General features: G+C 69.8%; 31 protein-coding genes and 1 tRNA gene. 12 read left to right on the top strand and 20 right to left on the bottom strand.

The window, feature by feature from the left end:
* Nucleotides 1-14: 14 nt before the first annotated feature.
* The 6 genes from OHU89_RS24620 to OHU89_RS24595 are packed head-to-tail and all read right to left on the bottom strand — an operon-like array spanning nucleotide 15 to nucleotide 2,154.
* Nucleotides 15-161 carry a hypothetical protein gene (locus OHU89_RS24620; RefSeq protein ID WP_405645882.1) on the bottom strand — a complete coding sequence of 49 codons (147 nt, stop codon included), beginning with the start codon at nucleotides 159-161 and terminating at the stop codon, nucleotides 15-17.
* A gap of 2 nt (nucleotides 162-163) precedes the next feature.
* A complete protein-coding gene (locus OHU89_RS24615) occupies nucleotides 164-508 on the bottom strand; it encodes a helix-turn-helix domain-containing protein (protein ID WP_405645880.1) in 345 nt (114 codons plus the stop codon).
* Between the two features lie 8 nt (nucleotides 509-516).
* A complete protein-coding gene (locus tag OHU89_RS24610) occupies nucleotides 517-693 on the bottom strand; it encodes a hypothetical protein (protein WP_405645879.1) in 177 nt (58 codons plus the stop codon).
* Nucleotides 693-1,064: a DUF6907 domain-containing protein gene (locus OHU89_RS24605; RefSeq protein ID WP_405645877.1), complete on the bottom strand. Its 372-nt coding sequence runs from the start codon at nucleotides 1,062-1,064 to the stop codon at nucleotides 693-695. The genes OHU89_RS24610 and OHU89_RS24605 overlap by 1 nt, the downstream gene beginning before the upstream one ends.
* Nucleotides 1,061-1,342, bottom strand: coding sequence for a hypothetical protein (locus OHU89_RS24600; protein WP_405645876.1), 282 nt, complete (start codon nucleotides 1,340-1,342; stop codon nucleotides 1,061-1,063). Before OHU89_RS24600 ends, OHU89_RS24605 begins: the two co-directional genes overlap by 4 nt.
* Nucleotides 1,339-2,154, bottom strand: coding sequence for a hypothetical protein (locus tag OHU89_RS24595; protein ID WP_405645874.1), 816 nt, complete (start codon nucleotides 2,152-2,154; stop codon nucleotides 1,339-1,341). The genes OHU89_RS24600 and OHU89_RS24595 overlap by 4 nt, the downstream gene beginning before the upstream one ends.
* A gap of 309 nt (nucleotides 2,155-2,463) precedes the next feature.
* On the opposite strand from OHU89_RS24595, the gene OHU89_RS24590 reads away from it, so the two are divergent.
* Nucleotides 2,464-3,132: a signal protein gene (locus OHU89_RS24590; protein ID WP_405645872.1), complete on the top strand. Its 669-nt coding sequence runs from the start codon at nucleotides 2,464-2,466 to the stop codon at nucleotides 3,130-3,132.
* A gap of 94 nt (nucleotides 3,133-3,226) precedes the next feature.
* Here OHU89_RS24590 and OHU89_RS24585 read toward each other — a convergent pair whose 3' ends face one another.
* Entirely contained in the window at nucleotides 3,227-3,433 is a 207-nt protein-coding gene (locus OHU89_RS24585; RefSeq protein WP_405645870.1) for a hypothetical protein, read from the bottom strand.
* Nucleotides 3,434-3,921: 488 nt separating this feature from the next.
* On the opposite strand from OHU89_RS24585, the gene OHU89_RS24580 reads away from it, so the two are divergent.
* Entirely contained in the window at nucleotides 3,922-5,205 is a 1,284-nt protein-coding gene (locus OHU89_RS24580; RefSeq protein ID WP_405645869.1) for a hypothetical protein, read from the top strand.
* A 49-nt stretch (nucleotides 5,206-5,254) separates the two neighbouring features.
* Here OHU89_RS24580 and OHU89_RS24575 read toward each other — a convergent pair whose 3' ends face one another.
* Nucleotides 5,255-5,752, bottom strand: coding sequence for a hypothetical protein (locus OHU89_RS24575; protein WP_405645867.1), 498 nt, complete (start codon nucleotides 5,750-5,752; stop codon nucleotides 5,255-5,257).
* A 214-nt stretch (nucleotides 5,753-5,966) separates the two neighbouring features.
* Entirely contained in the window at nucleotides 5,967-6,458 is a 492-nt protein-coding gene (locus OHU89_RS24570; protein WP_405645865.1) for a MarR family transcriptional regulator, read from the bottom strand.
* Nucleotides 6,459-6,546: 88 nt separating this feature from the next.
* Here OHU89_RS24570 and OHU89_RS24565 point away from each other — a divergent pair, with 88 nt between their 5' ends.
* The 9 genes from OHU89_RS24565 (at nucleotide 6,547) to OHU89_RS24525 (ending at nucleotide 16,885) form a co-directional block, all read left to right on the top strand.
* Nucleotides 6,547-6,945, top strand: a complete 399-nt coding sequence (locus OHU89_RS24565) for an HGxxPAAW family protein (protein WP_405645864.1) — start codon at nucleotides 6,547-6,549, stop codon at nucleotides 6,943-6,945.
* Between the two features lie 57 nt (nucleotides 6,946-7,002).
* Nucleotides 7,003-7,875, top strand: a complete 873-nt coding sequence (locus tag OHU89_RS24560) for a DUF2797 domain-containing protein (protein WP_405645862.1) — start codon at nucleotides 7,003-7,005, stop codon at nucleotides 7,873-7,875.
* Between the two features lie 118 nt (nucleotides 7,876-7,993).
* A complete protein-coding gene (locus tag OHU89_RS24555; RefSeq protein ID WP_405645860.1) occupies nucleotides 7,994-8,353 on the top strand; it encodes an antibiotic biosynthesis monooxygenase family protein in 360 nt (119 codons plus the stop codon).
* A 124-nt stretch (nucleotides 8,354-8,477) separates the two neighbouring features.
* Nucleotides 8,478-9,218, top strand: coding sequence for a response regulator transcription factor (locus OHU89_RS24550; RefSeq protein WP_019054929.1), 741 nt, complete (start codon nucleotides 8,478-8,480; stop codon nucleotides 9,216-9,218).
* On the top strand, nucleotides 9,215-10,810 hold the full coding sequence (locus OHU89_RS24545) for an ATP-binding protein (RefSeq protein ID WP_405645858.1): 1,596 nt from the start codon (nucleotides 9,215-9,217) through the stop codon (nucleotides 10,808-10,810). The genes OHU89_RS24550 and OHU89_RS24545 overlap by 4 nt, the downstream gene beginning before the upstream one ends.
* A 14-nt stretch (nucleotides 10,811-10,824) precedes the next feature.
* A complete protein-coding gene (locus tag OHU89_RS24540) occupies nucleotides 10,825-12,303 on the top strand; it encodes a glycosyltransferase (RefSeq protein ID WP_405645856.1) in 1,479 nt (492 codons plus the stop codon).
* Entirely contained in the window at nucleotides 12,300-14,465 is a 2,166-nt protein-coding gene (locus OHU89_RS24535) for an ArnT family glycosyltransferase (protein ID WP_405645854.1), read from the top strand. The genes OHU89_RS24540 and OHU89_RS24535 overlap by 4 nt, the downstream gene beginning before the upstream one ends.
* Nucleotides 14,466-14,574: 109 nt before the next feature.
* Nucleotides 14,575-16,062, top strand: a complete 1,488-nt coding sequence (locus OHU89_RS24530) for an MFS transporter (protein WP_405645853.1) — start codon at nucleotides 14,575-14,577, stop codon at nucleotides 16,060-16,062.
* Between the two features lie 58 nt (nucleotides 16,063-16,120).
* The gene (locus tag OHU89_RS24525; RefSeq protein WP_405645851.1) at nucleotides 16,121-16,885 is read left to right on the top strand and encodes a TetR/AcrR family transcriptional regulator; all 765 of its coding nucleotides are present in this window, start codon (nucleotides 16,121-16,123) and stop codon (nucleotides 16,883-16,885) included.
* Between the two features lie 78 nt (nucleotides 16,886-16,963).
* Here OHU89_RS24525 and OHU89_RS24520 read toward each other — a convergent pair whose 3' ends face one another.
* From OHU89_RS24520 to OHU89_RS24505, 4 genes are all read right to left on the bottom strand, one after another.
* A complete protein-coding gene (locus OHU89_RS24520; RefSeq protein ID WP_266890320.1) occupies nucleotides 16,964-17,437 on the bottom strand; it encodes a PPOX class F420-dependent oxidoreductase in 474 nt (157 codons plus the stop codon).
* A 9-nt stretch (nucleotides 17,438-17,446) separates the two neighbouring features.
* Nucleotides 17,447-18,268 carry a YceI family protein gene (locus tag OHU89_RS24515; protein ID WP_405645850.1) on the bottom strand — a complete coding sequence of 274 codons (822 nt, stop codon included), beginning with the start codon at nucleotides 18,266-18,268 and terminating at the stop codon, nucleotides 17,447-17,449.
* A gap of 171 nt (nucleotides 18,269-18,439) precedes the next feature.
* Nucleotides 18,440-20,941 (bottom strand): MFS transporter, encoded by a 2,502-nt coding sequence (locus OHU89_RS24510; protein WP_405645848.1) that lies wholly within the window; start codon nucleotides 20,939-20,941, stop codon nucleotides 18,440-18,442.
* A gap of 13 nt (nucleotides 20,942-20,954) precedes the next feature.
* A complete protein-coding gene (locus OHU89_RS24505) occupies nucleotides 20,955-21,437 on the bottom strand; it encodes a MarR family winged helix-turn-helix transcriptional regulator (RefSeq protein WP_405645847.1) in 483 nt (160 codons plus the stop codon).
* Between the two features lie 277 nt (nucleotides 21,438-21,714).
* On the opposite strand from OHU89_RS24505, the gene OHU89_RS24500 reads away from it, so the two are divergent.
* Nucleotides 21,715-21,909: a hypothetical protein gene (locus OHU89_RS24500; RefSeq protein WP_405645845.1), complete on the top strand. Its 195-nt coding sequence runs from the start codon at nucleotides 21,715-21,717 to the stop codon at nucleotides 21,907-21,909.
* Between the two features lie 9 nt (nucleotides 21,910-21,918).
* Here OHU89_RS24500 and OHU89_RS24495 read toward each other — a convergent pair whose 3' ends face one another.
* The 7 genes from OHU89_RS24495 to tadA all read right to left on the bottom strand — a co-directional run bounded on the left by OHU89_RS24495 (nucleotide 21,919) and on the right by tadA (nucleotide 26,175).
* On the bottom strand, nucleotides 21,919-22,638 hold the full coding sequence (locus tag OHU89_RS24495) for a hypothetical protein (protein WP_405645843.1): 720 nt from the start codon (nucleotides 22,636-22,638) through the stop codon (nucleotides 21,919-21,921).
* 68 nt (nucleotides 22,639-22,706) lie between these two features.
* Entirely contained in the window at nucleotides 22,707-23,594 is an 888-nt protein-coding gene (locus OHU89_RS24490; protein ID WP_046260673.1) for an RNA polymerase sigma factor SigF, read from the bottom strand.
* A 302-nt stretch (nucleotides 23,595-23,896) separates the two neighbouring features.
* On the bottom strand, nucleotides 23,897-24,745 hold the full coding sequence (locus OHU89_RS24485; RefSeq protein ID WP_267015472.1) for an RNA polymerase sigma factor SigF: 849 nt from the start codon (nucleotides 24,743-24,745) through the stop codon (nucleotides 23,897-23,899).
* A 187-nt stretch (nucleotides 24,746-24,932) separates the two neighbouring features.
* Nucleotides 24,933-25,226 (bottom strand): Dabb family protein, encoded by a 294-nt coding sequence (locus OHU89_RS24480; protein WP_405645841.1) that lies wholly within the window; start codon nucleotides 25,224-25,226, stop codon nucleotides 24,933-24,935.
* 26 nt (nucleotides 25,227-25,252) lie between these two features.
* Entirely contained in the window at nucleotides 25,253-25,429 is a 177-nt protein-coding gene (locus OHU89_RS24475; RefSeq protein WP_266825018.1) for a hypothetical protein, read from the bottom strand.
* Between the two features lie 191 nt (nucleotides 25,430-25,620).
* A tRNA-Ser gene (locus tag OHU89_RS24470) sits at nucleotides 25,621-25,705 on the bottom strand.
* Between the two features lie 44 nt (nucleotides 25,706-25,749).
* On the bottom strand, nucleotides 25,750-26,175 hold the full coding sequence (gene tadA / locus OHU89_RS24465; protein ID WP_405645840.1) for a tRNA adenosine(34) deaminase TadA: 426 nt from the start codon (nucleotides 26,173-26,175) through the stop codon (nucleotides 25,750-25,752).
* Nucleotides 26,176-26,181 lie beyond the last annotated feature (6 nt).

Here is a 26,181-nt window from a genome sequence, read left to right as displayed (position 1 = left end):
GTGCATGGGGTCCTTCAGCGGACGATGGCCACGCCGAGCGCGGCGAGGGTGACGATGAATGCGCAGGTGCCGGAGATCGGGGGCACGCTGCGGGGCGCGATCGCGCACAGGCCGAGGAGGCCGAGCAGGGCAGAGAGCCCAAAGAACGCGGCAAGCACCACGACTAGGTGTGCTGCTTCGCTCGGGCGGCGAGACGGCCCTGCCATCGGCGGCGCACGGCCTGCGCCGCCTGGTGGATCGCGAACCGTGCGACGTCCTCGGGGAGCCCGTTGTATGCGGCGGCGAGGAGGTTGAGGTTCTGCCGTAGCTGCGTGCTCTCGGGCAGCAGCAGGCCGGCCGCAACAGGTGCCGCAGGCTCGGGCTCCGGGGCGGGTGCCGACGGGGGCTGCTCGCGGAGGTCTCTGCGTACGGTGTCGGCGGAAACGTCCAGCTCAGCGGCGATATCGGCCGGATTCATGCCGCGGTCGGTGAGGTGCGCGACGACGATCCTGCGTGTCTCACGGGACATGGCAGCCATCACGCATCACCGCCGTAGGGGCGGCTGTCGGTCGACTTCGCGAGGCGGCGGCCGTGGGCCATCCGCTGCCTGCGTGCGACCTCGTCGGATGCCGACTCGCGGCCGGCGTACTGCGCGGCGGCCAGCTGGCGATCGTCGCCTGGCAGGAGGCTACGGAGGAACTCGCGGACGTCCATCAGCTGCCACCCCCGATGAGGGCGGCCAGTTCGTCGGCGAGGCCGCGCAGTCGGTCCGCGTAGGCGTCGAGCGTGGCGGCCAGGTCGTACAGAGCGACCGGGGTCAGTACCCGTCCGGGCGGGTACACCGAGACGCCGACCGTGGGGCCCCCGAGCTCGGGACCGGCGACCGTCGTGAACGGGCACTGTGCCAGGCCCGCAGCGAGGATCTCCGCGCCGAGGAAACTGAGGACGACGTTCGGGCCCTTGTGGACGATGTCGACGCGGTGACCGGGCTGCTGGCCGTCATGTCCGGTGCACCACGACGGCTCGGGGACCGTCACGTTCCCGTGGTCGACGGTGGGCAGGGTGATCGTGCGGGGCGCGGTCATTGGCCCTCACCCCACGCGCGGTATCCGGTGGGCTGGTGCTCGGCGAGCCGCTCCCGCAGGTAGGTCGTGGTCCATTCGATGCCGAGCGGAACGTCGTCTTCGAGGAGGCCGCGGAGCGCGATCTTTGCATGCATGGCGCGGTCGTTGAGGATGCGGTCGTGGGCAGCGGTGTCGCCGATGGTGGCGGGGGCGGGGATGTCGAGGGCCTCGAAGATCGCGGCGAGGAAGCCACGGACGTCGTCCGGGACAGAGAGGGCAGCGTTCGGCTCCTCGGTCATCGTCCCGCCTCCACAACCGCGGCCAGGCCCTCGAGCCGGTCCGCGAACTCCCGCAGCTTCGCTGCCTCCTGGCGGGCCTGGCCGGGCGTGACGTCCGACTCAGCGAACCCGATCGACTCCGTTCCCGGACCGAACGACAGCAGCCGCGCGTCAAGGTACGGGTCCGTCTCACCCGGGACCGTGACGGCGATCGGGGCGCCCTGGTGGTCTTCGTGCTGGCCGCGCTCGGTGCACCAGGCGTAGGTCTTGCAGGGGCGCTTCGAGCGGATCGCGGCCGCCACCTCTTCGTAGGCGGCGCGCGGGTCCGGCTCGTCTTCGACGTAGGCCTCGAGGTCGCGCACCCACTTCACCACCTTGGGCGACGCGCCCTCGAGCAGCTGCGTGTGCAGGGCGCGCATGTCCTCGAGGAACTCCGCCACGTTGTCGATGACCTGCTCAGCGTCGGCGGAATCGAGGGCGGCCCCCTCGCCACCGCAGCTGGCTTGCGCGCTGGAGCGCTCAGTGAAGGCCTCACCGTCGCGGCAGCGGTGCTCGAGGCACTCACCGAGTGCGCACCACGGGAAGTCACCGGGCAGGTTCGCTGTGATCGAGTGGGATGTCGGCCACTCGATGCCGGCGGCGAGGAACGCGGCCACAACCGGGAACTGCGCGTCTACGGAACGGCGTACGGCCGCGCGCTCTTCCGCCTCGAGCACCTGCGCCACAGTGGTGCACGCCCGAGTACGGGTCACGTCCGGGTTCGTCAGCGCTGCGTCGCCGCTCGCGAGGACCTCGCCGAGCGTTCTGGGGAAGGTCTGTACGGTGGTGCTCATGGTCTGGACTCCTTGATCAGGATGGGTCTGGATCAAGGCGCCGTGCGGTGGGTGAGATCACCGAGCGGCGCCGCCCCGTCTCACACGCGTCTCACGGAATGCGTGGGAAGGACGGGATGCGGAGCCTCCGGACCGGTCTCGGGGCGCGTTCACTGGAACCTGTGGAACTCGTGGAATCCCTTCAGATCACTACGGATCAGAAGGTTGCAGGTTCGAATCCTGCCGAGTGCACATGAAGTGAGAGGCCCCGGAGAGATCCGGGGCCTCTCGCGTTGTCGGGGGCGGGTTCGCGGTACGGGAGGGGTGCTGATGAACGGTGGGATAGGTAGAGCGGGGCTCGTCGGCATGATGCTGGCCGCGCTGGTGGGATGCGGCGGCAGCGCGTCCGGGGATTCGGACGGCTCCCCTGAGGCGGGGGCGCAGACGACGGAAGCGGCAGCGGCTTCCGTGTCGCCGGCGGACTCGGCGTCGCAGGCCCGGCTGTCCTCCGAGGTTCTGCAGAGCCGGTGGTGGACTTGGGCGGCGTCGGAGCCCGAGGCCACGAACCCGGTCGCCGACGAGGACGGACGCGAGTGCGGACGTAACCAGCGTAAGGACGTGTGGTTCCTGGCGGGCACGTTCGGCACTCGGGCCGAGCGCACCTGCGCGGTTCCCGGCGGGGTTCCGCTCGCGTTCCCCTTGGTGAACCTGGTCGCCGACCCGGCGGGCTGTGCGGAGTTCATGAGCACGGCCGAGGGATCCGCGGTCCTGGACGGCGAGAAGGTCGACGTGGAGACCAGCCGTGGGGAGACGATCTCCGTGGAGGGGGTCGCCGGCAATCCCGTCACGGGCACGGGCGAGCGCTTCACGGCCACCGGATGCGGCCTCTGGGTCCAGTTGCCCCCGTTGCGGAGCGGGAAGCACACGCTGGAGATCCGCGGTCGGTCGCAGGACTTCTCGGTGGGGGTGGACTACGCGCTGACCGTGGAGTCCGCGTAGGAGAAGGACAGCCACCCGCGCACACGAGAAGAGGCCCCGGCGTGATGTCCGGGGCCTCTGGCGTTCTGGGTCTGGCGGCAAGAAGAGGGCGGGTTCAAGCTGTGGCTCCCGCCAGGCGGTGAAACGCCTCGGTCGTGCGGGGGTGGGCCAGTTCGTCCAGGAGGTGGCGCCACTCGGGGTCGGCCGCGGGCGAGTGGGCCTGGTCCCAGGCGGTGAGGAGCGGGGCGAGTTCGCTCTCGTGCGCGGTCTCGGTCAGGGCGGCCACGGTGGTGTTCGGCTCGGGGGAGGGCAGCGACTGCATCGGATTTCCTTCCGGGGAGGTGTGACGTGCCTCGGGCTGTGCCTCGGGTCTGTGCCTCTCGGATCCTCTGCTTTCCACGATGCCCCCGTCGGCCTTCAGCCGCCATGGAGCGACCTACCGCGTGGGGGGTGTAGCTAGCCGTACCCCAGGGGACCGCTAGCCCCCCTCGACCGGGTCTCGAGAACGGCCGCCCGGGGAGCCACGCAGGCGTGGTAGAGCAGACGAGGTCCGGCCGGAAAGGGACCGTGGCCTTCGGCTGCCAGGTCTCGTCCACCGCACCCCGGGCCACCTCCACGCGGTCGAACTCGGCGTCGGTCAGGCCAGGTTCGAACCGGCAGACGCGCCGATGCCCGTTCGCGAGGGCGACCGCAATCGGTGGGCGGGGTCGGGCGGTCCGGGGCAAGTGGCGTGCCGCCCTTGCCCGTTGGTGACGAACATACGTGCTTGTGCTATCTGTTCGAATCCGCATATTTTCTCGCGTCATGACCATGACGCGAAGAGCGATCATCAAGGGCATCGCCGCCGCACCGTTCGTCGGTGCCGCCGGCAGCCTGCTTGCCCCCACCGCCGCGCACGCCGCGACCATCGACGCCGGCCAGTACTCACTGACCAGCCGCTCCTACAACAGCCACGGCGAATTCGCCGCCCTGGCAGCCGGGTTGGCGGCCAGTCTGACCAAGGTGGACGCGACCACCGTCATAGCCGACACCAACCGCAGCGCCGACGTGCTCAGCAGCGCCCCCAGCACGTCCGAGGCATTCCAGGCCGGCTTCGCCTGGGATCCGGACGACCAGGAGGTCGCCTACTGGATACCCCAGGGCGTCACCACCAGCGCCGACGCCTACGGCAACGGGCTCTACCCCGAGGGCGGCAGCAACAAGGTCATCCTGGTCTCCTGGTACTTCGAGACCGACACCGACCCTGACAACGCGGGGGACGAGCAGCCCATCGACAAGGGCATGCGGCTCACCTTCGTCGACTACAACACCCCCTCCGCGCCCACTTATCGGCACATACTGCTGGTCGAACCGGTGAGGACCAGCACGGGCGCGTACTCCTTCAACCCCGTCCGCAAGCACGCCGGCGGCATCATGTGGTACGGCAACCTGCTGTACGTCGTCGACACGTACAAGGGCCTGAGGATCTTCGACCTCAACACCCTCTTCACCGTCCCCACCACGGAGAAGGACGTGTGCGGTCTGCACACCGACGGTCAGTACTACGGCTACGGCTACAAGTACGTCCTCCCGCAGAGCCACGCCTACGACAACGCGGGAACCTGGCTGCGCTACTCGGCGATCGGGCTCGACCGCGCCAGCACCCCCGACAGCCTGGTGATAGGCGAGTACTCGCTCTCCGGCGTCGTCGACTACGAGGAGCCGGGCGACCCCTTCCTCGGTTCGACCAAGCCCACCAACACCGTGCCCAAGGTGGTCCGCTGGGAGCTCGACTACACCGACCGGCACCCGGGTTCGCTGACCGCGACCGAGGCCGTCACCGTCGCCCAGCAGAAGATCCAGGGCGTCGTCTCCCGCAAGACCAAGCACTACCTCTCGGTCAGCGCCGGCCCGTCCAGCGCGGGCACGCTGCGCACCTTCACCTCCGGCGCGAACAGCGCGAGCACCGTCGCCGACCTCGCCATCGGCTCCGAGGACCTCAGCTACCACAGCAGCGGTGCGTCGGGCTGGTCGTACAGCGAGTCCGTGATCTGGAACGCCAGCGAGTACGTCAACAAGCGGTACGTGTACGCGGTCCGGGCCGACGGCTCCTGAACGCATGAGCGGGGCCCCGGGAGATCCCGGGGCCCCGAAGCCGGGGAGTTCAGCGTGCGAGCAGCAGGTCGCCGTGGCGGAGGCGGCTGCCGCGCACCGGACGTACCGCCGCGGCCGTGGTCTCCTTGCGGCCTCCGGCAAAGACGAACAGCCGCAGCACCAGGAACCGGCCGATCCCGGCGAGACCGGAGGCGCCGAGGTAGACCGCCTGCTCCCAGACCAGGCTCGGCGAGGACTGCACCGAGTGCAGGACGAACATCGCGGCGCAGGTCACGACGTAGGCGGCGGTCGCCGAACCGGCCGACTGGAGGTGGCGGCGCAGACCCGCGCGGCCGCCGGTGCCGAAAGTGAACAGGGCGTGCAGTTCGGTGCAGAGGATCGTCGACGCGACCGTGATCACCGCGTTCGCCGCCGCCCAGGGCATCAGCAGCGCCAGCAGCGGAACCGCCGCGCTGGACAGGACGCCGACCCCGCCGCCGCACACCACGAACCGGACGAAGGAAGCGAGCGGGCCCACCGGCTTGGCCTCTGTGCGCTGCGTCTCCATGACGGTTCCTTCCGGGCGGGGCGCGAATCTGACAGACCACAGCTGACCCCGGACCGGCTTCAGTGGAGTTTCACCCCGGCTTCAGCCCGGATCAGCGTGGTTCTACGATCTCGTCGCGCGCCCTCCGGAACGAGGGTGTCCCCTACCGAACCCATGGTGGAGCCAGCCCCACCATCGCCCTGCGCCAGGCCCTACCCAGGAGCCGCGCCCGCCGCTACGACCGCTGATCGCCGTCCTGGTCCCGGAGTTCCTCGACGTACTCCAGCGCCAGGCCCGTCGTACGCGTGAACCAGTCGTTCAGTACGGCCATCTCGTCCGCGGAGTAGTCGGCGAAGAGGGTGTTGAGGCGGGCGTAGTAGGGGCCGTAGAGGGCCTCGACGCGAGCGACCGCGGCCGGGACGGCGGCGACGCGGACCCGGCGGCGGTCGTCGGGGTCGGGCCGGCGGGTGATGAAGCCGCCGCGTTCGAGGCGGTTGAGGATGCCGGTCATCGCGCCCGTCGTGACATGGGCGTGCTCCGCGAGGTCGCCCGCGGTGAGCAGGTCCTCGCCGGCCTTCAGGACACAGGCGAAGCAGAGGAGATCGGTGACGTTCAGGCCCAGCCGCTGGGCCATCTCCTGCTGGCCGAGCAGATGCGTCGCGATGAGGGAGTCCATCGACGACAGCGCCTGGGCCGGGGTGGTGGCGGGGCGGGGCTCGGCTTGCATCTGCTGATTACCTTAGATCGTGAGAGGTTTCGGTGCTAAATTTCTTACGTCGTGAGATGTTCTGTTGCTGTGAGCGGGAGGCGAGAACGTGAGTGCGCACCAGTATGACGAGGGGCACACGGTCGCGGGGTGGACCGGATTCGCCGTGGCCATCGTCGGGTCGGCCGTTCTGGGGCTCGGGATGATCATGGTGTCCGCCCCGGTGCTGGCGGGCGGGCTCGCCGTCGTCGTGGTGAGCGTCCTCGTCACCTGGGCCCTCCACCTCACCGGCTGGGGCAAGCCACCGGGGCGCAGGCCCCGGGAGGAGTGGGGGATGCGGGTGCGGGACAGCTCGGCGCGCGACGGGCATCCGGGGTGCGTGGGGTGCCGGCTGGCGGGTCGGGGCCGGGTCAGGAGTACGGCGGTGGAGTCGGTGCCCGCCCCGGGGGCGGGGTCGGTCGTGGTGACGGGGGAGCCGGCGCCCGCGGGGGCGGAGGCCGGTCGCTGACCGCTGTTTCCGCTGCTCACCGACTGTTGTCAGTGCCGGCCTCTACTCTCGTCAGCGATGGCACAGGCATGGAAGTGCTCGGGGCTGCGGTGGGCGGCGGACGGTCCCGTGCTGACGTGGGAAGGCGGGCGGCGCAGTGCGCTGACCTGGGGGAAACGGGTGGCCTTCGGGGTCGCGGACGGGGGTGTGCGGACATGCGTGGGAGCGCGGGGGCATGCGTGTCCGGTGCGGGCGGCCGTGTCGGGGCGGAGTACGGGGGCGCGGTGCGAGGAGTGTGCGCGGCTGGACCGGGCGCACTCCGTCGCCGCCGACACCATCGCGGACGATCCACGGCCGTACCACGTCTATCTGGCCTGGTTCGGACCCGGCATGACCAAGGTCGGGATCACCGCCGAAGAACGGGGCTCCGCGCGGCTGCTCGAACAGGGTGCCGTCTGTTTCACCTGGCTCGGCGTCGGCCCGCTCATGGCGGCCCGGCGGACGGAGGAACTGCTGCGGGCCGCCCTGCGGGTGCCTGACCGCATTCCCTACGCCGACAAGCGGGCGGTGCGGTCCGGGCTGCCGGGCACCGAGGCGGAGCGGGCCGCCGAGATCCGCGAGCTGCATACGCGGGCCGTGGGGCTGGGCGGGTGGCCGGAGTCGCTGCGGGCCGAGCCCTGCCAACCCGTCGACCATGTGCGGGCGTTCGGGCTGGCGGACCTGCCCGCCCCCACCGGTGTGGTCGCCGAACTCGTCGCCGGGGGTGCGGTGGGAGGGCGGCTGGTCGCCGCCGCCGGACCCGATCTGCATCTGGAGACCCGGGGCGGGGTGGTCGTGCTGGACACGCGGTTGATGACGGGATGGGGGCTGATCCCCGTCGACACCGAGGAACTTTCGGTGCCGGTGCGGGAGTTCAGGAGGGAGACAGGGGTGCAGGACGGATTGTTCTGACAGACCCGACGGTTCGGGCGACCCGCTGGAGGCCGATGGTAAAGACTCGGATCCCTCCCGGATCCCTTTCGGCAAGGTGTCTGGACGCGGCGCCCAGCCGGGAACGACCGTGGATGACATGAGCGATCACCGCATTGCACCTGTCGTACCCGTCGCCGCCCACGAACCTCCGTACTACGCCGTCGTCTTCACCTCCCTGCGCACCGAGGAGGACACCGGATACGGCGCCACCGCGGAGCGCATGGGCGAGCTGGTCCAGGAGGTCCCCGGCTTCCTCGGCGAGGACTCGGCCCGCACACCGGGCGGGCTGTCGATCACCATCGCCTACTTCCGGGACCTGGCCGGCATCGAGCAGTGGCGTCGGAACGCGGAGCACCGGGAGGCCAAGGAGCACGGGCGGGCGCACTGGTACGAGCGGTACTCACTGCACATCGCCCGGGTCGAGCACAGCCACGGCTTCCAGCGGGCCGATCGGTGAGAGGTCCGGCCGCTGAGAAGGCAAGGAGCCTCCAGGGCGTTCCCTGAGAGGTCCCTGTGAGTTTCTCAGGAAAATCACAGGTTCTGAAAAGCGTGCTCTCAGAGGATCCAGACAGTGTGGCCACATGACCACGACCTCGCCCCAGGGGCGCACCGAACTGCTGAGGCCGGACGGGAGCCCCGTCCGAGTGCTTGTGGTGGACGACGAGCTGTCGATCACCGAGCTGCTGTCCATGGCCCTGCGCTATGAGGGATGGCAGATCCGGAGTGCGGGAGATGGCACGGGTGCCATCCAGACCGCTCGGGAGTTCCGGCCCGACGCCGTCGTTCTCGACATGATGCTGCCCGACATGGACGGTCTGACCGTCCTGGGGCGCATGCGCCGTGAGCTGCCGGACGTTCCCGTCCTGTTCCTCACCGCGAAGGACGCCGTCGAGGACCGGATCGCCGGGCTCACCGCCGGCGGCGACGACTACGTCACCAAGCCCTTCAGCCTCGAAGAGGTCGTGGCCCGGCTGCGCGGGCTGATCCGCCGCTCCGGTGCCGCCGACCGGCGCTCCGACTCTGTCCTGGTCGTCGGTGACCTCACCCTCGACGAGGACAGTCACGAGGTGTCGCGGGCCGGAGAGGGCATCCACCTCACCGCCACCGAGTTCGAGCTGCTGCGCTTCCTGATGCGCAATCCGCGGCGCGTGCTCAGCAAGGCGCAGATCCTCGACCGTGTGTGGTCCTACGACTTCGGCGGCCAGGCCAACGTGGTCGAGCTCTACATCTCGTATCTGCGCCGCAAGATCGACGCCGGTCGTGAGCCCATGATTCACACCCGGCGTGGTGCGGGTTACCTGATCAAGCCTGCCGCGTCATGAGCGGACGACGACGGCCGCGTACGCAGAAGAGGCGACTGGGCAAGCCGCGCACCCTGCGGGCGCGGCTCGTCGTCGCGTCCGTGGTGCTGATCGCGGTGGTGTGCGCGGTGATCGGCACGGTGACGACGCTGGCGCTGCGGTCGCATCTGTACGAGCAACTGGGCACCAAGGTCGGAGAGGCCGCGGCGCGGGCCTCCGGTGTGGGTGCTCCGCCCGGCAAGGTTGGCGACGACACGCCGCCGACGGGCACTACGAACGACCTGGAGAGCCTGGTCACCAAGGGGCCGCAGCAGGGCAGCATCGCTGCCACGGTCCAGAAGGGCGTCATCACTGACGCCAAGGTGGGGGACGACGACGACTCCTACAACAGGACCGCGGTGGACCTCAGCGAAGGGGCGATTGAGGCGCTCAACGAGGTCACCCAGGACGAGAAGCTGCACACCGTGGACATTCCCGGCCTCGGTGAGTACCTCGTCAAGTACACCTCCGGCGACAAGGGCAGCTACTACGTCGGGTTGCCCACCAAGGAAGTCGACAACACCCTCAACACCCTCATCGCCGTAGAAGCCAGCGTCACCGCCGCCGGTCTCATCGCCGCCGGTATCGCCGGCACCGTGATCGTCGGCGTAGCCACCCGCCCCCTCCGCCGAGTCGCCGCGACAGCGACCCGGGTCTCCGAACTCCCCCTCCACACCGGCGAGGTGAACCTCAGCGAGCGTGTCCCCGAGTCGGAGTGCGACCCGAACACCGAGGTCGGCAAGGTGGGCGCCGCGCTGAACCGGATGCTGGACCACGTCCACGCCGCCCTGCACTCGCGTCAGCAGAGCGAGATGCGCGTACGGCAATTCGTCGCCGACGCCAGTCACGAGCTCAGAACCCCCCTCTCCTCCATCCGCGGCTACGCCGAGCTGACCAGACGCGGCAGAGAGCAGATCGGCCCCGACACCCGGCACGCCCTCGGCCGTATCGAGTCCGAGGCGGGCCGGATGACGTTGCTGGTCGAGGATCTCCTCCTCCTCGCGCGGCTCGACGCCGGCCGGCCCCTCCAGTTCGAGCAGACCGATCTCATCCCGCTCGTCGTGGACACCATCAGCGACACCCGCGCGGCCGGCATGGACCACAACTGGCGTCTCGACCTGCCCGATGAACCCGCCCTCGTCTCCGGCGACGCCGCACGCCTCCAGCAGGTGCTCATCAACCTGCTCGGCAACGCCCGCAAGCACACGGAGCCCGGTACCACCATCACCGCCCGTATCCAGCGGCGCGGACCCTGGATGTGCGTGGACGTCGAGGACAACGGCCAGGGCATCCCGCCCGATCTGCTGCCGCATGTCTTCGAGCGGTTCGCGCGCGGTGACTCCTCGCGGTCCAGGGCCTCCGGGTCCACCGGGCTCGGGCTCGCCATCGTGCAGGCCGTGGTGACGGCGCACGGCGGTGCCGTGACCGTGGACAGCGTTCCGGGGCGGACCGTGTTCACCGTGCATCTGCCCGCGCTCGCCCCGGTGGCCCCCCGCCCGGCCCCCGAAACGAACTGGCAATCGCACTCACAGGTACAGCACAGTGCCAGCACATGGGTGCAACAGGGCACTTGACCAGAGTCGTTGTCATGCGAACCGACTCTTCTCCCGGCAATCTGCCGGCGCGGGAGCACCTCCCGGCCGGAGACGCCGGTGCGCCTGTCCTGGACGTAGTGATCCCCGTCTACAACGAGGAGAAGGACCTCCAGCCGTGTGTGCTGAGACTGCACGAGCACCTCAAGCGCACCTTCCCGTACGCGTTCCGCATCACGATCGCGGACAACGCGTCGACGGACACCACCCCACAGGTGGCGTCACGGCTGGAGGCGGAGATCGCCGAGGTCAGCAACTTCCGGCTGGAGCAGAAGGGCCGTGGTCGCGCCCTGCGCACCGTGTGGTCCGCCTCGGACGCCCCGATCCTCGCCTACATGGACGTGGACCTGTCCACCGACCTCAACGCCCTGCTCCCGCTGGTGGCCCCGCTGATCTCGGGCCACTCCGACCTGGCGATCGGATCCCGGCTCGCCCGCTCCTCCCGTGTGGTGCGCGGCCCCAAGCGGGAGTTCATCAGCCGCTCGTACAACCTGATCCTGCGCGGCTCGCTGCAGGCCCGCTTCTCGGACGCGCAGTGCGGCTTCAAAGCGATCCGGCGTGATGTCGCCCAGGTGCTGCTGCCGATGGTCGAGGACACCGGCTGGTTCTTCGACACCGAGATGCTCGTCATCGCCGAGCGCGCGGGGCTCCGTATCCATGAAGTGCCCGTCGACTGGGTCGACGACCCGGACTCCACCGTCCACATCGTGAAGACGGCGACCGAGGACCTCAAGGGGGTGTGGCGCGTGGGCAAGGCCCTGGCCACCGGATCCCTGCCGCTGGACCGGATCACCCGGCCGTTCGGCGACGATCCGCGCGACCGCGAGATCCAGGACGTACCGAAGGGGCTGGCCCGCCAGCTCGTCGGGTTCTGTGTGGTCGGCGGGCTGTCGACCCTGTTCTATCTGCTGCTCTACAGCGTCTTCCGGCAGTTCGGAGGCTCGCAGGTCGCCAACGCGCTCGCCCTGCTGGTCTCGGCCGTTGCCAATACGGCGGCCAATCGCCGGCTGACCTTCGGGGTGCGCGGCGGTGGTGGCGCCGTCAAGCACCAGGCCCAGGGACTGGTCGTCTTCGGCATCGGCCTCGCGCTGACCAGCGGGTCGCTCGCCGCCCTCAGCGCGGCCAGCAGCGACCCTGCACACTCCACCGAGCTGGCGGTCCTCATCGCCGCCAACCTCGCGGCGACCGTGCTGCGCTTCCTGCTCTTCCGCGCCTGGGTCTTCCCCGAGCGCCGCGAGTCGATGGTGGTGGCCTCGCACCAGCCGGCCCCCACCCCCTCCTCGCCCACCTACTCCACGCAGTACCCCACCGGGCAGCTGCCCCACGCGCCGCTGCCGCAGCGCCAGACGGCGCCCCAGTACTCGTACGACACCCAGTTCCGCGCCGGTGAAGCCGCGGACCAGAGCTGGCGGGACGCCACCATGCAGCTTCAGCCGGTGCGTCCCTCCGACAACACCCCGGGGGACCCCCGATGACCATCACCAGTACGGCCGTCCAGGAGCCCTCGGCTTCCGCGGCCCCGCCCGCCCCCGAGGCCGGCGAGCCCAAGCAGCCCTTCGTCAAAAGACTGTGGCGCGGCCGCCCCGAGGACCCCCGCTGGGCACGCCCCGCGTTCTGGGGCCTGCTGATGGTCACCGCGGCGCTCTACTTCTACAACCTGAGCTCCTCCGGCTATGCCAACTCCTTCTACTCCGCGGCCGTCCAGGCCGGCAGCCAGTCCTGGAAGGCGTTCTTCTTCGGCTCGCTGGACGCGGGCAACGCCATCACCGTCGACAAGCCCCCGGCCTCGCTGTGGCCGATGGCCCTGTCGGTGCGGGTCTTCGGGCTCAGCTCCTTCGCGATCCTGATGCCCGAGGTCCTCATGGGCATCGGCACGGTCGCCGTCGTATACGCCTCCGTGCGCCGCCGCTTCAGCCCCGCGGCCGGTCTGATCGCCGGCGCCGTGATGGCGCTCACCCCCGTCGCGGCACTGATGTTCCGGTTCAACAACCCGGACGCCATGCTGGCCCTGCTGATGGCCGTGGCCTGCTACTTCGTGGTCCGCGCCCTGGAGGACGGCCGTACGAAGTGGCTGCTGTGGGCCGGTGTCGCGATCGGCTTCGCGTTCCTCGCCAAGACCCTCCAGGCCTTTCTGATCCTGCCGCCGCTCGCGATCGTCTACGCGGTCTGCGCGCCGGTGTCGCTGAAGAAGCGCTTCGGTCAGCTGGCCGCGGCGACGGCCGCCCTGATCGTCTCCGGCGGCTGGTGGGTCGCGATCGTCGAACTGTGGCCCGCGTCCTCCCGCCCTTACATCGGCGGCTCCCAGAACAACAGCTTCCTCGAGCTGACCTTCGGCTACAACGGCCTCGGCCGCCTCAACGGCGAGGAGACCGGCAGCGTCGGCGGCGGTGGCGGCAACACCGGCACCGGCCAGTGGGGCGAGACCGGCTGGGACCGGATGTTCAACTCCGAGATCGGCGGCCAGATCTCCTGGCTGCTCCCGGCCGCGCTGATCCTGCTGGTCGCGGGCCTGGTGGCGACGCGCAAGCTCAAGCGGACGTCCGTCACCCGCGGTTCGTTCCTCGTCTGGGGCGGCTCGCTGCTCATCACCATGGTCGTCTTCAGCTACATGGCGGGCATCTTCCACCAGTACTACACGGTCGCCCTCGCGCCCTACATGGCCGCCGTGATCGGCATGGGCTCGACCCTGCTGTGGGAGAAGCGCAAGGACATCTGGGCGTCCCTCACCCTCGCGGCCGCGGTCGTGGCCGGCGCCGCCTGGGGTTACGTCCTGCTCAACCGCACCTCGGACTACCTGCCCTGGCTGAAGTGGCTGGTCCTGATCGGCGGCCTGGCCTCCGCGCTCGGCCTGGTCTTCGCGGGCCGGATCAACCGGCAGCTCGCCCTCGCGGCGGCGTCGGTGGGCCTGGTGGCCTCGCTGGCCGGTCCGACGGCGTACACCATCAGCACCCTGCAGGAGGGTCACACCGGCTCCATCGTGACGGCCGGTCCCGCCGGTGCCGGCATGATGGGCGGCGGTGGCGGCCGGGGCGGCGGTCCCGGTGGCGGTACGGGCGGCGGCATGCCGGGCCAGAACCAGCAGAACGGCAACGGCTTCCCCGGTGGCGGCATGCCCGGCCAGAACGGCAACAGCAACGGGAACAGCAACTCCCAGGGCGGCCAGAGCCAGCAGCAGGGCCAGGGCCGGCAGAACGGCGGCATGCCGGGCGGCAGCACCGGCGAAGGCGGCGGCATGGGTGGCGGCGGCGGTGCCGGCGGCCTCCTCAACGGCGCGACCGTCACCGACGAGGCCAAGAAGCTCCTGGAAGCCGACTCCGGCGACTACACCTGGGTCGCGGCGGCCATCGGCGCCCAGAACGCGGCGAGCTACCAGCTCTCCACCGGCGACCCGGTCATGGCGATCGGCGGCTTCAACGGCACCGACCCGTCCCCGACGCTGGCGCAGTTCAAGGAGTACGTGGCGGACGGCAAGGTCCACTACTTCATCTCCAGCGGCTCCGGCGGCGGCATGGGCGGCAGCAGCAGCGGCACGTCCTCGCAGATCACGAGCTGGGTCGAGGCCAACTTCAAGAAGGTGACGGTGGGTTCGGCCACCTTCTACGACCTGACGCAGAAGGCGAGCAGCAGCGACAGCTGACGCTCGGCCGAGACAAGAGGGCGGTGACCATCCACGGTCACCGCCCTCCTTGTCGTACGGCGAGAAATCGCGTTGTACGCCGTATAGGAACTGTTCTACGGTGTACAACATGTCCGCTCCCGCTCCCGCACCCGTCACCGTCTCCCAGGGCCACCCCCAGCGCTGGCTCATCCTCGGCGTCATCTGTCTCGCCCAGCTCACCGTCGTCCTCGACAACACCGTCCTGAACGTCGCGATCCCCTCCCTCACCGAGGAGCTGGGCGCGGCCACCTCGGACATCCAGTGGATGATCAACGCGTACTCCCTGGTGCAGTCCGGCCTCCTGCTCACCGCGGGCAGCGCCGCCGACCGCTACGGCCGCAAGAAGATGCTGATCGCGGGCCTGACCCTGTTCGGCGCCGGCTCGCTGACGGCCGGACTGGCCGACAGCACGGGTCAGTTGATCGCCGCGCGGGCCGGGATGGGCGTGGGCGGCGCGCTGCTGCTGACCACGACCCTCGCGGTGGTGATGCAGATCTTCGCGCCCGAGGAGCACGCCAAGGCGATCGGTATCTGGGCGGCGGTCAACGCGCTCGGCTTCGCCTGCGGCCCGCTGCTCGGCGGCTTCATGCTGGACCACTTCTGGTGGGGCGCGATCTTCCTGGTCAACCTCCCGGTCGCGGCGGTCGGTCTCGTGGCCGCCATCACGCTGGTCCCCGAGTCGAAGAACCCGCGCGGCGACCGCCCCGACCTCCTCGGCGCCCTCCTGTCGACCATAGGCATGGCCTCCCTGGTGTTCGCGATCATCTCCGGCCCCGAGCACGGCTGGACGTCCGGCCGGGTGCTGACGTCGGCGACCGTCGCGGTCGTGGTGCTCGCCGGGTTCGCGTACTGGGAGAGCCGCATCGAGTACCCCATGCTCGACCTGCACTTCTTCAGGAACCGCCGCTTCACCGGCGCCATCGCGGGCGCGGTGCTGATCACCTTCGGCATGGGCGGCTCGCTCTTCCTGCTCACCCAGCACATGCAGTTCGTCCTCGGCTACGGCCCCTTGGAGGCCGGTCTGCGCACGGCCCCGCTCGCCCTCACGATCGTGGCCCTCAACTTCTCCGGGGTGGCCGCCAAGTGGGCGACCAAGCTGGGGAATCCGGCCGCGATCGGGCTGGGCATGGTGCTGATGTCGGGCGGCCTGGTGTCCATCGCGACGGTTGCCTCCGGCGGTTACACCGGGACGCTGCTGGGGCTGCTGCTGATCGGTGCGGGCGCCGCGGTCGCCAATCCGGCGATGGCGCACGCGATCATGAGCTCCATTCCGCCGGAGAAGGCGGGGATCGGGGCGGGGATCAACGGGACGGTGGCGGAGTTCGGACAGGGGCTGGGGGTGGCCGTGCTGGGCGCGGTGTTGAGCTCTCGGTTCGCGGCGCTGATTCCGGTGGCGGCGAGTTCTCTGCCGGCGGCGTTGGCGGCGGCGGGGTCGGATTCCGAGAAGGCGCGTATCACGGACGCCTACTCCTCGGGGCTGGAGACCAGTTTGTTGGTGGGAGCGGTGGCTGTGCTGTTGGGTGGGTTGGTCGCGGGGGCGTTGCTGCGGCGGGCTGAGCGGGAAGAGGTCGCCTAAGAGCTCGGGGGCGGGGCGCCTAAGCTGATCCACAATTGCAAGACCAGGAAGGTGCGCCATGGTGAAGGCAGGCCATCGTGCGGAGCGGACCAGCGTGTGGCTGGAGGACAAGGCTCGGCGTGGCACCCGTGGTGGTGGGCACCCCTCCGGGCTCGACCGTGAGCGCATCACCACGGTCACCGTCCGGCTCCTGGACGCCGAGGGACTGGCCAAGTTCTCCATGCGGCGGCTCGCGAGCGAGCTCAACGTCACCGCGATGTCCGTCTATTGGTACGTCGACACCAAGGACGACCTCCTCGAACTCGCCCTCGACGCGGTCTGCGGCGAACTGACCCTGCCCGACCTGGAGGCCGACGAGGACTGGCGCGACCAACTGCGCACGCTGGCCCGCGGCTACCGCGCCCTCCTGGTCGGCCACCCCTGGGTCTCCCCGCTGAGCGGGACCTTCCTCAACATCGGTCCCCACTACCTGGAGTTCGCCCGGGTCATCCAGCACGTCATCCGCCGCACCGGCCTGCCCGCCCACGGCCTGGCCGCCGCCATCTCCGCCGTCTTCCAGTTCGTGTACGGCTTCGGCACGATCGAGGGCCACTTCATCGCCCGCTCCACCGACGTCGGCATGACCCCGGACGAGTACTTCCGGCACGCCATGAGCACAGTGACCCAGGCCCCGGCCGCCGCCGAGGTCGTCAAACAGTCCGAGGACATCATGGCGGCCCGAGGCGGCGACACGGTCGAGGAAATGTGGGAACGAGACTTCGATTTCGCCCTGGACCTCTTGGTGGCCGGGATCGAGGCGATGGTGAAAAGGGGGGATGGATGAGCAACCTAGGGGCGCGGGGAACTGCGCGAGAAACCACGAACAACCGGCACTCGCACACTCACCGAACCCCCCGAGCTCTCACGCGCCCGGCGAAGCCACCCGCGCAGGAAACCCGCCGGTGGCAACCGGTCCCCACTTCACCGGCGTGACCCGAATGATCGACTTCCCCTGCTTCACCATCGCCTCCCGATACTCGTCCCAGTCCGGGTGCTCACCCGAGATGTTCCGGAAGTACTCCACGAGCGGCTCGACGGACTCGGGCGAGTCGATGACCTCCGCCGTGCCATCGACCTGCACCCACGGCCCGTTCCAGTCGTCGCTCAGCACGACGACACTGACCCGCTCGTCCCGCTTGGCGTTCCGCGTCTTGGCACGCTCGGGATAGGTGGACATCACGATCCGCCCCGAGTCGTCGACCCCGCAGGTCAGCGGTGACGCCTGCGGGCTCCCATCGGCCCGGCGGGTCAGCAGAAGGGCCCGGTGCCGGGGCCGTACGAAGTCCAGCAGGTCATCAAGAGAGACGGTGGTGTTCGTCGCGATGTTCGGTGCCATGACGCCAGCCTAGGCCTGCGGCAGCGAATCCCCCTGTACCGCCTGAACATCCAACTCCACTTTCAGCGTCGTACCGATGGCCGCGATCCCCGCCTGCACCACCTGGTTGTAGTTCATGGCGAAGTCCTCGCGCCGCAGCTGAGCCGTGGCGCGGAAGGCCGCCCGAGTCCCGCCCCACGGATCGGAACCCGTCCCCAGATACGCGAGGTCGAGGTCGACGGGCCGTACGACCCCGTGCAGCGACAGCTCACCGTGCACGGTCCAGCGGTCCGACCCGGCCACGGAAAGCCCCGAAGACCGGTACGTGATCTCGGGAAACCGCTCGACGTCCAGGAAGTCCGCCGACTTCAGGTGCCCGTCCCGCATCGCGTTCCCCGTGTCGATGGAGTCGGCCCGGATCACCGCCTCCACCCGGGACTTGGTGACGTCGTCCGGCGCGACCTCGATCGACGCGGCGAACTCGGTGAACCGCCCGTGCACGCTGGAGATCCCCAGATGCTGGGCCACCGCGCCCACCGTGGAGTGCGCCGGGTCCACGGTCCACGGCCCCGGCGGCGGCAGCTCGGTCCCGCCCTGCCGCGCCAGCGTCACCGTGCCGACCTCGGCGCGGCCGCTCGCGGTGACGATCGCACTGGCGGCGGCGGGCGCGTATCCGACGGCGGTGACGATGACGGTGTACGCCCCGGGCGGCAGCGGGTTGACATCCCGTACCGCGCCCTCGATGTCGGCCTCGACCCGCAGCACCTGCGAGCCGGTCATGTCGGTCAGCGTGACGACCGCGTGCGACACGGCCCATCCGTCCCGCGTACGGATCCTCGCGGTCAGTCCCATCTCACGTACTCCTTCAAGAATGCGACCGGCCCGCGGCGGGGCACGCACCTCCGCTCGGAGCGCGCGCCCACCCGCCACGGGCCGGGGTTTTCGATGCCGGGTCGTCCCGGCCTTGGGGGCGCGGGGCCCGGACGTGTGTTCACCGCGTGCCGGACCCCGCTCACCTGGGCCCTACTCGCCGGGGTGGGCGAGTTCGATGTCATGGCCGTCGGTTCCGCGACCGCCCACCGTGAGGGCCGTCGCCACCGGCGGGTAGCCCGTGGCGATGACCGTGTAGTCGCCGCCGTCCAGGTCGGTGAAGGCGTACGCCCCGTCCGACCCGGTCGTCGCGGTCCCCACGACATTGCCGGCCGCGTCGACGAGCGTGACCCGCGCGTCGGCCAGCGGTCCGTGCGGAGCCCGTACGACGCCCTGGAGCTGGGCCCCGGACTCCAGCTCGACCTCGATCCGGGTGACGCCCGTGCCGCCGACCTCGACGGGCAGTGCGCGCGGCCGGTACCCGGCGGCGTTCACGGCGATGGTCACCGCACCCGGCACCAGCTCGGCGAAGCCGAACTCGCCCTGCTCACCGGTGGTCCCGGTGGCCAGCAGATCACCGCGGACATCGGTCACGATCACCATCGCGTCCTTGACCGGCAGCGCGCTGTCCATGGCCCGCACGACACCACTCAGCCCGCTCGTCCCGCTGAGCAGGACGTCGTACGCCACCGGCTCACCGTTGACGACGACCGTGGACGCCTGCGGCTGGAAGCCGTCGGCGGAGGCGATCAGGACGTACGACCCCACGCTCGGCGCGTCCACGCCGTACGAACCGTCCGCCTGCGTCACCGACCGGCCCAGCTGCCGTCCCGCGAGGGAGATCAGCGTGACCGCGGCCTGCGGGACGGGTGCGCTCTCGGCGCCGCGGACGTAGCCGCGGACCGGGATGCCGCCGCCGGAGGAGGCCGGGGGAGCTTCGAGGGTGGCGACCGCGGCGAGCTTCTGCGTGCCGTCGGCGGCGGGCTGTGTCTCGGAGGTGACGGCCCAGCTGGGGACGCGCTCCTCGGAAGCGGCCGGAGCCTCGGCCACTGTCTCCTCGGAAGGAGCGGCCTCCTGCGCCAGCGCACCCTTCGTCCGCAACGGAACCTCCTTGATGAACAGCGTGATCAGGAAGGCGACCGCCGCCAGAGCCGCCGCGATCAGGAACACGTCCGCGATGCCGTGGCCGTACGCGCTCTCCATGACCGTGCGCAGCGGCGCGGGCAGCTTGTCCATGTCCGGGATCTCGCCGGTGGAGCTCGAACCGGAGGCGAGGGAGGCGTACTTGGGGCCGAGGTCGGCGATGCCGTCCTTGGCGTAGTCGGTGATCCGGTGGGCCATGACGGCACCGAGCGCCGAGACGCCCATCGCACCGCCGAGGGACCGGAAGAAGGTGACCGTGGAGCTGGCGGCGCCGAGGTCGGAGGGCTCGACCTGGTTCTGGGTGCACAGGACCAGGTTCTGCATCATCATGCCGATGCCGAGACCCAGCAGGGCCATGAAGACCGCGGCCTTCCAGTACTCCGTGTCGTACCGGATGGTGCCCAGCAGACCGAGACCGGCCGTGACGAGCACGCCACCGCTGACCAGCCAGGCCTTCCACTTGCCGGTGCGGGTGATGAGCTGCCCGGAGACGGTCGAGGAGATGAACAGACCGGCGATCATCGGGATCGTCATGACGCCCGACATCGTGGGGGACTTGTCGCGGGCCAGCTGGAAGTACTGGCTGAAGAAGACCGTGCCGGAGAACATCGCGACGCCCACGAACATCGAGGCGGTCGACGACAGGGTGATGGTGCGGTTGCGGAACAGCCGCAGCGGGATGATCGGCTCGCTGGCCCTCGACTCGACGAGCACGAAGATCAGGCCGAGCGCGATCGAGCCGCCGACCATCGCGTACGTCTGCCAGGAGATCCAGTCGTACTTGTCACCGGCGAAGGTGACCCAGACCAGCAGCAGCGAGACGGCCGCGGAGATGAAGAACGCGCCGGACCAGTCGACCTTCACATCCCGCTTCACGACGGGCAGGTGCAGGGTCTTCTGGAGCACGATCAGCGCGATGACCGCGAACGGCACACCGACGTAGAAGCACCAGCGCCAGCCGAGCCACGAGGTGTCGGTGATGACACCGCCGAGCAGCGGACCGCCGACGGTGGCGACGGCGAAGGTCGCGCCCAGGTAGCCGGAGTAACGCCCGCGCTCACGCGGGGAGATCATCGCGGCCATCACGATCTGCGCCAGGGCGGACAGACCGCCGACGCCGATGCCCTGGACGACACGGAAGGCGATCAGCGTGCCGGCGTTCTGGGAGAGTCCGGCCGCGGCTGAGCCCAGCACGTAGATGACGAGCGCTATCTGGACGAGCGCCTTCTTGCTGTAGAGGTCCGACAGCTTGCCCCACAGGGGCGTGGCCGCGGTCATGGACAGCAGGGCGGCGGTGACGACCCAGGTGTAGGCGGACTGGCCGCCGCCGAGGTCGCCGATGATCTCCGGGAGGGCGTTCGAGACGATCGTGGACGACAGGATCGCCACGAACATCCCGAGCAGCAGCCCGGAGAGGGCCTCCATGATCTGCCGGTGGGTCATGGGGGCGTGCTCCGCGCCTCCCCCGTGCTTGGCGTGAGCCCGCACACCGGCTGGTGTGGTCGTTGCCATGGGCTTCCTTTGCTTATGTGTTTGCGGGTGTACGGGTGATCTCTTCGAATACGCGAGGGGCGGCGGTACGGCAGTCGTCGAAGCTGGCCCTGAGCCGGGCCATGAGGCCGGTCAGCTGGGCCACCTCTTCGTCGCTCCAGTCGCCGAGCCGCTCGGCGAGCAGCTCGCAGGTCCGCCGCGACAGCCTTTCCAGCTGGGCCAGACCCGCGGGGGTGAGGTGCAGGATGCGGGAGCGCTTGTCCGCCGGGTCGGGGGACCGGTCGATCCAGCCCCGCTCGGCGAGATGCGCCGCATGCCGGCTGGTCACCGACATGTCCACGGCGAGCAGCTCCGAGAGCTTGCTCATGCGCATGTCCCCATGACGGGCGAGCAGCGTCAGCACGGCGGCGGAACCGGCGGGACAGTCGGACGGCAGGATCCGCCCCATCTCCCGCTTCACGGCTCCGAAGGCACTGAACTGACGCATCAGCTCCTCGTACTGCGCCTGCTCGGCCATCACACCTCCTGTATTCGTTGCTTGGGGCAACCATAAGAGCTGTTGGTTGCTACAGGCAAATAAAACGGCGTGAGTACGACATAAAAACTTGGCAAAGGCAAGTATTGCGAGCGTAAACAGGCAGGTGACGGCCAAGGAAGGGTGACCGCACCCACCTCAGGGGCGCGGGGAACTGCGCGACCAGCCACAACGGCGCCGCACCCGGCAACAACCCCGCACCTCCACGGCGCGGCCCCGCACTTGGGCAGCCCCCGCTCATTCGCTAGTGTCTCGGTGCATGGCTAACACCCAGGGCCCCCAGGGCAACCACGACCCCGCCGGCAACACCCAGATGTTCCGCGCCTTCGTCGACGAGGCCCCGCAGGGCGCGCAGCAGGCGGCCGCCGCCTCCGGCCCCCGCCTCGGTCTGATCATCGGCGTCGTCGTCGCCGTGGCGATCGTCGCGGCGGTGGCCTGGCTGGCGCTCAGCTGACCGGCGGCGCTACTTCCACTGGACGGACACGTCCCGCGTCTCGATGTGCATCCCGAGCGGCACCCGCCACGCGTCGACGCACACCGTCCAGGTCTTCTCCTTGCGCGTCCCGGCCCCGATCGGCGCCGGAAGCGCCACGGCCGACTCGACGGTCCCCCAGTCGATCCCGAGCGCGCCGATGATGTGCGTCCCGAAGGTCACGGTGCCCGAACGCACCGCACTGCCGCCGGAGTTGCGGAGGACCAGGGTCACCTTCTCGCACCAGCGCTGATCGGTGGCCTCCCGCGCCGGATCGCTCACGGTCAGGGCGGCGGGAGCGGCCGCCGATGCCGTAGGGCTCGGGCCGGCCGGTGAACTCGTGGGCGTACGACCGGGCTTGGCGCCCTCGGCCGCAGTGGCGGGACTGCTCGGAGCGTCCGAAGCCCCCGGGACGGCCTTGGCCTCCGGACTTACCGGCGTGCCCGATACCGAGGACCGGCCCGGAGCACTCGTCTCCGAACTCCCCTCCGTCCCCGGTGAGTCGGACCCGTCCAACGGCACGACCCGCACACCGCCCGTCGGTTCGGCGGACACCGCGGGTTTCGTACCGCCCGCCGCCCCGACCGCGACATACCCGTCACCGCCGCCGCTCCCGCAGCCGGCCAGGGCCGCGCCCAGACAGGCGACGGCCGCCGACGCGCCGATCAAGGCGCCCCGACGGCCATGTGTCCATGTCGTCGCCCGAAGCATCGCGCCAGTGTGGCTGACACTCCGTCAGTAAGGAAGTCCCCTGCGGAACTTCCGCCAATCCTGGACCGTCAGTCCGAGATCAGGCCCTCGCGCAGCTGCGCCAGCGTCCTCGTCAGCAGCCGGGAGACATGCATCTGGGAGATGCCGACCTCCTCGCCGATCTGCGACTGGGTCATGTTGGCGAAGAAGCGCAGCATGATGATCTGGCGCTCGCGGGGCGGGAGTTTGGCGAGCAGGGGCTTGAGGGACTCGCGGTACTCGACGCCTTCGAGAGCCGTGTCCTCGTAGCCGAGCCGGTCGGCCAGGGAACCCTCGCCGCCGTCGTCCTCCGGGGCCGGGGAGTCCAGCGAGGAGGCCGTGTACGCGTTGCCGACTGCGAGGCCGTCGACGACGTCCTCCTCCGACACGCCCAGCACCACGGCGAGTTCGGCGACGGTCGGGGAGCGGTCCAGCTTCTGCGAGAGCTCGTCGCTGGCCTTGGTGAGGGCCAGGCGCAGCTCCTGCAGCCGGCGCGGGACGCGCACCGACCAGGACGTGTCCCGGAAGAACCGTTTGATCTCGCCCACGACCGTCGGCATCGCGAACGTCGGGAACTCCACGCCGCGTTCGCAGTCGAAGCGGTCGATCGCCTTGATCAGGCCGATGGTGCCGACCTGGACGATGTCCTCCATCGGCTCGTTGCGCGAGCGGAAGCGGGCCGCCGCGTAGCGCACGAGTGGGAGGTTGAGCTCGATGAGGGTGTCCCGGACGTACACACGCTCGGGGCTGTTCTCGTCGAGGGCGGCGAGCCGCAGGAAGAGGGAGCGGGACAGGGTGCGGGTGTCGAGGGCACCCGAGGTCACCGGCAGGGCCGGAGCCTCTACGGCGGCCTCGACAGCCGGGTTGTCGTCGAGCGCGGGCGCAGCCTCGCTCTTGATGAGCGTGAGCACCTTCGAGCTGCCCTGGTCTGCGGACATGCCACCCCCTTTGGGTCGCGGGACGGTCGCGGCGAACGCTCCATCGAGGAACATCAGCCTTCACCTGAATACCGGAGCCGAAGCCCCGGCAAACGCTCTGCCGGAAGAATGTCACATGTCGGCAACACGCTGTAGTGACATGTCGACACGTGAGAGGTGAATCCGCCCTGGATAAAGGGGGTCTGACGGTTTTTCGGCGCAGAAGTGTCGGGAACGGGCCTGGTGAGCGATTCGCTCGTGCCGGTTACGCCTCGATCCTGCTTGCGAACTGGAGCGTTCCGGAACGCGCCCCCGTGCGCCTCTTATGCATCGATCCGATTGGCGGATCGCAGCCGCTGGAAGCTACGCGCGAGTAGCCGCGAGACATGCATCTGGGAGACACCGAGTTCCGCGCTGATTTGCGACTGGGTGAGATTGCTGTAGTAGCGCAGCAGAAGGATTCGCTGTTCGCGTTCCGGCAGTTGGACCAGCAGATGCCGTACGAGGTCGCGGTGCTCCACACCGTCCAGCGCTGGGTCCTCGTAGCCGAGCCGGTCCAGCAGTCCGGGGAGCCCGTCGCCCTCCTGGGCGGCCTCCAGCGAGGTCGCGTGGTACGAGCGCCCGGCCTCGATGCAGGACAGCACCTCGTCCTCGCCGATGCGCAGCCGCTCGGCGATCTCGGCGGTGGTCGGGGTGCGCCCGAAGGCGGTCGTCAGGTCCTCGGTGGCGCCGTTGACCTGCACCCACAGCTCGTGGAGCCGACGGGGCACGTGGACGGTCCGCACGTTGTCGCGGAAGTACCGCTTGATCTCGCCGATGACGGTCGGCATCGCGAACGTCGGGAACTGCACGCCCCGGTCCGGGTCGAAACGGTCGATCGCGTTGATGAGCCCGATCGTGCCGACCTGGATCACGTCCTCCATCGGCTCGTTGCGGGAGCGGAAGCGGGCGGCCGCGTAGCGCACGAGCGGGAGGTTGGCCTCGATGAGCGCCCCGCGTACCCGGTTGTGCTCCGGCGTGCCCGGCTGGACCTCCTTGAGCTGGGCGAAGAGCACCTGGGTGAGCGCCCGGGTGTCGGCGCCGCGGCTGCGCTGGGGGGCGGCGGGCGCCGGGGTCTGGGCGGGCGCCTCTTCCTGGGGCGGCGCGGTACTGGCCGACACGGTCAACGCCACCTCTTCATCGGTCTACATCGGTCAACTCATCCGTCAAAAGCGGTCATAGCATCACAAGACATGTGCACTGTGTGCAAGCACCGCATAACACCGTGTTGAGGGAAGAGTTGGGGCGCACGACGCGCGAAAGCCCCCCGCCGTTCCGGCGAGGGGCCATGCGAGGTGAGGGTGAGCTCAGTACGCGAGCTCAGTACGCGTAGTCCGCGATCACCCAGGTGGCGAACTCCTTCCAGAGCGCCACCCCCGCCTGGTGCTCCGGGTGCTCCACGTACCGGCGCAGCGCTTCCGCGTCCTCGAACCCCGAGTTGATGGCGAAGTCGTAGGCGATGGGCCGGTCGCTGAGGTTCCAGCCCAGCTCCCAGAAGCGGATGTCCTCGATCTTGCCGTCGAGGGAGCGGAAGGCCTCGACGCCCTTCACGACCCGCGGGTCGTCACGCTCGACGCCCTCGTTGAGCTTGAAGAGGACAAGGTGGCGGATCATGTGCGCTCCCAGCTTCCGATCAGCCGCTACTGCGCCCCGTCGGCGAGCCAGGTGAAGAAGTCACCGATGGCCTTGGCGGCGTCCGATATGCCCTCGAACCCTATCTGGACGTAGTCCGCCGCCTTGGCCGGGTCCGTGATGATCACGTACAGAATGAAGACCACGAGTATGTAGACAGCGGCCTTCTTCGAATTCACCGCCACCGCGGCCTCCCCGTGACTGTCGTGCCTGTTGGGACTCCTGTGCCGGCGGCGAGTGTAACTTCCTCACATCACATTTAAGGACCAACGACCTGCGGTTCCGGGTCCTTTGTCGAGCCCGTGGAGCCCTGGCGGGGCGCAGGATCGATGGTGACGCACGAAGGGCCCCGTCTTTCGACGGGGCCCTTCAGAAGCGGTAGCGGAGGGATTTGAACCCTCGGTGACTTGCGCCACACTCGCTTTCGAGGCGAGCTCCTTCGGCCGCTCGGACACGCTACCGAGAGAGACCTTACAACACTGTGGGGCCTGCTCTGAAATCGGTATTACCGGGTCCGGAAGAAGTCCGTGAGGAGCCGCGCGCACTCCTCGGCGAGCACCCCCTCGATCACCTCGGGACGGTGGTTGAGCCGCCGGTCCCGGACGACGTCCCAGAGCGAACCGGCCGCGCCGGCCTTGTCGTCGCGGGCGCCGTAGACGACGCGGTCCACGCGGGACTGCACCAGCGCGCCCGCGCACATCGTGCAGGGTTCCAGGGTGACGACCAGCGTGCAGCCGGCCAGCCGCCACTCCCCGAGTTCCGCGGCCGCCCGGCGGATCGCCAGGACCTCCGCGTGGGCGGTCGGGTCACCGACCGCCTCGCGTTCGTTGTGCCCGGTCCCGAGCACGGTCGTGCCGTCCGGGGCCAGTACGACGGCCCCCACCGGTACGTCCGGGCCCGCGTGCCCGGCCTCGTCCAGGGCGAGCCGCATCGCGGC

The sequence above is a fragment of the Streptomyces sp. NBC_00019 genome (assembly GCF_045041015.1).
Taxonomy (GTDB): domain Bacteria; phylum Actinomycetota; class Actinomycetes; order Streptomycetales; family Streptomycetaceae; genus Streptomyces.
This window is presented reverse-complemented; position numbering and strand designations above follow the sequence as displayed.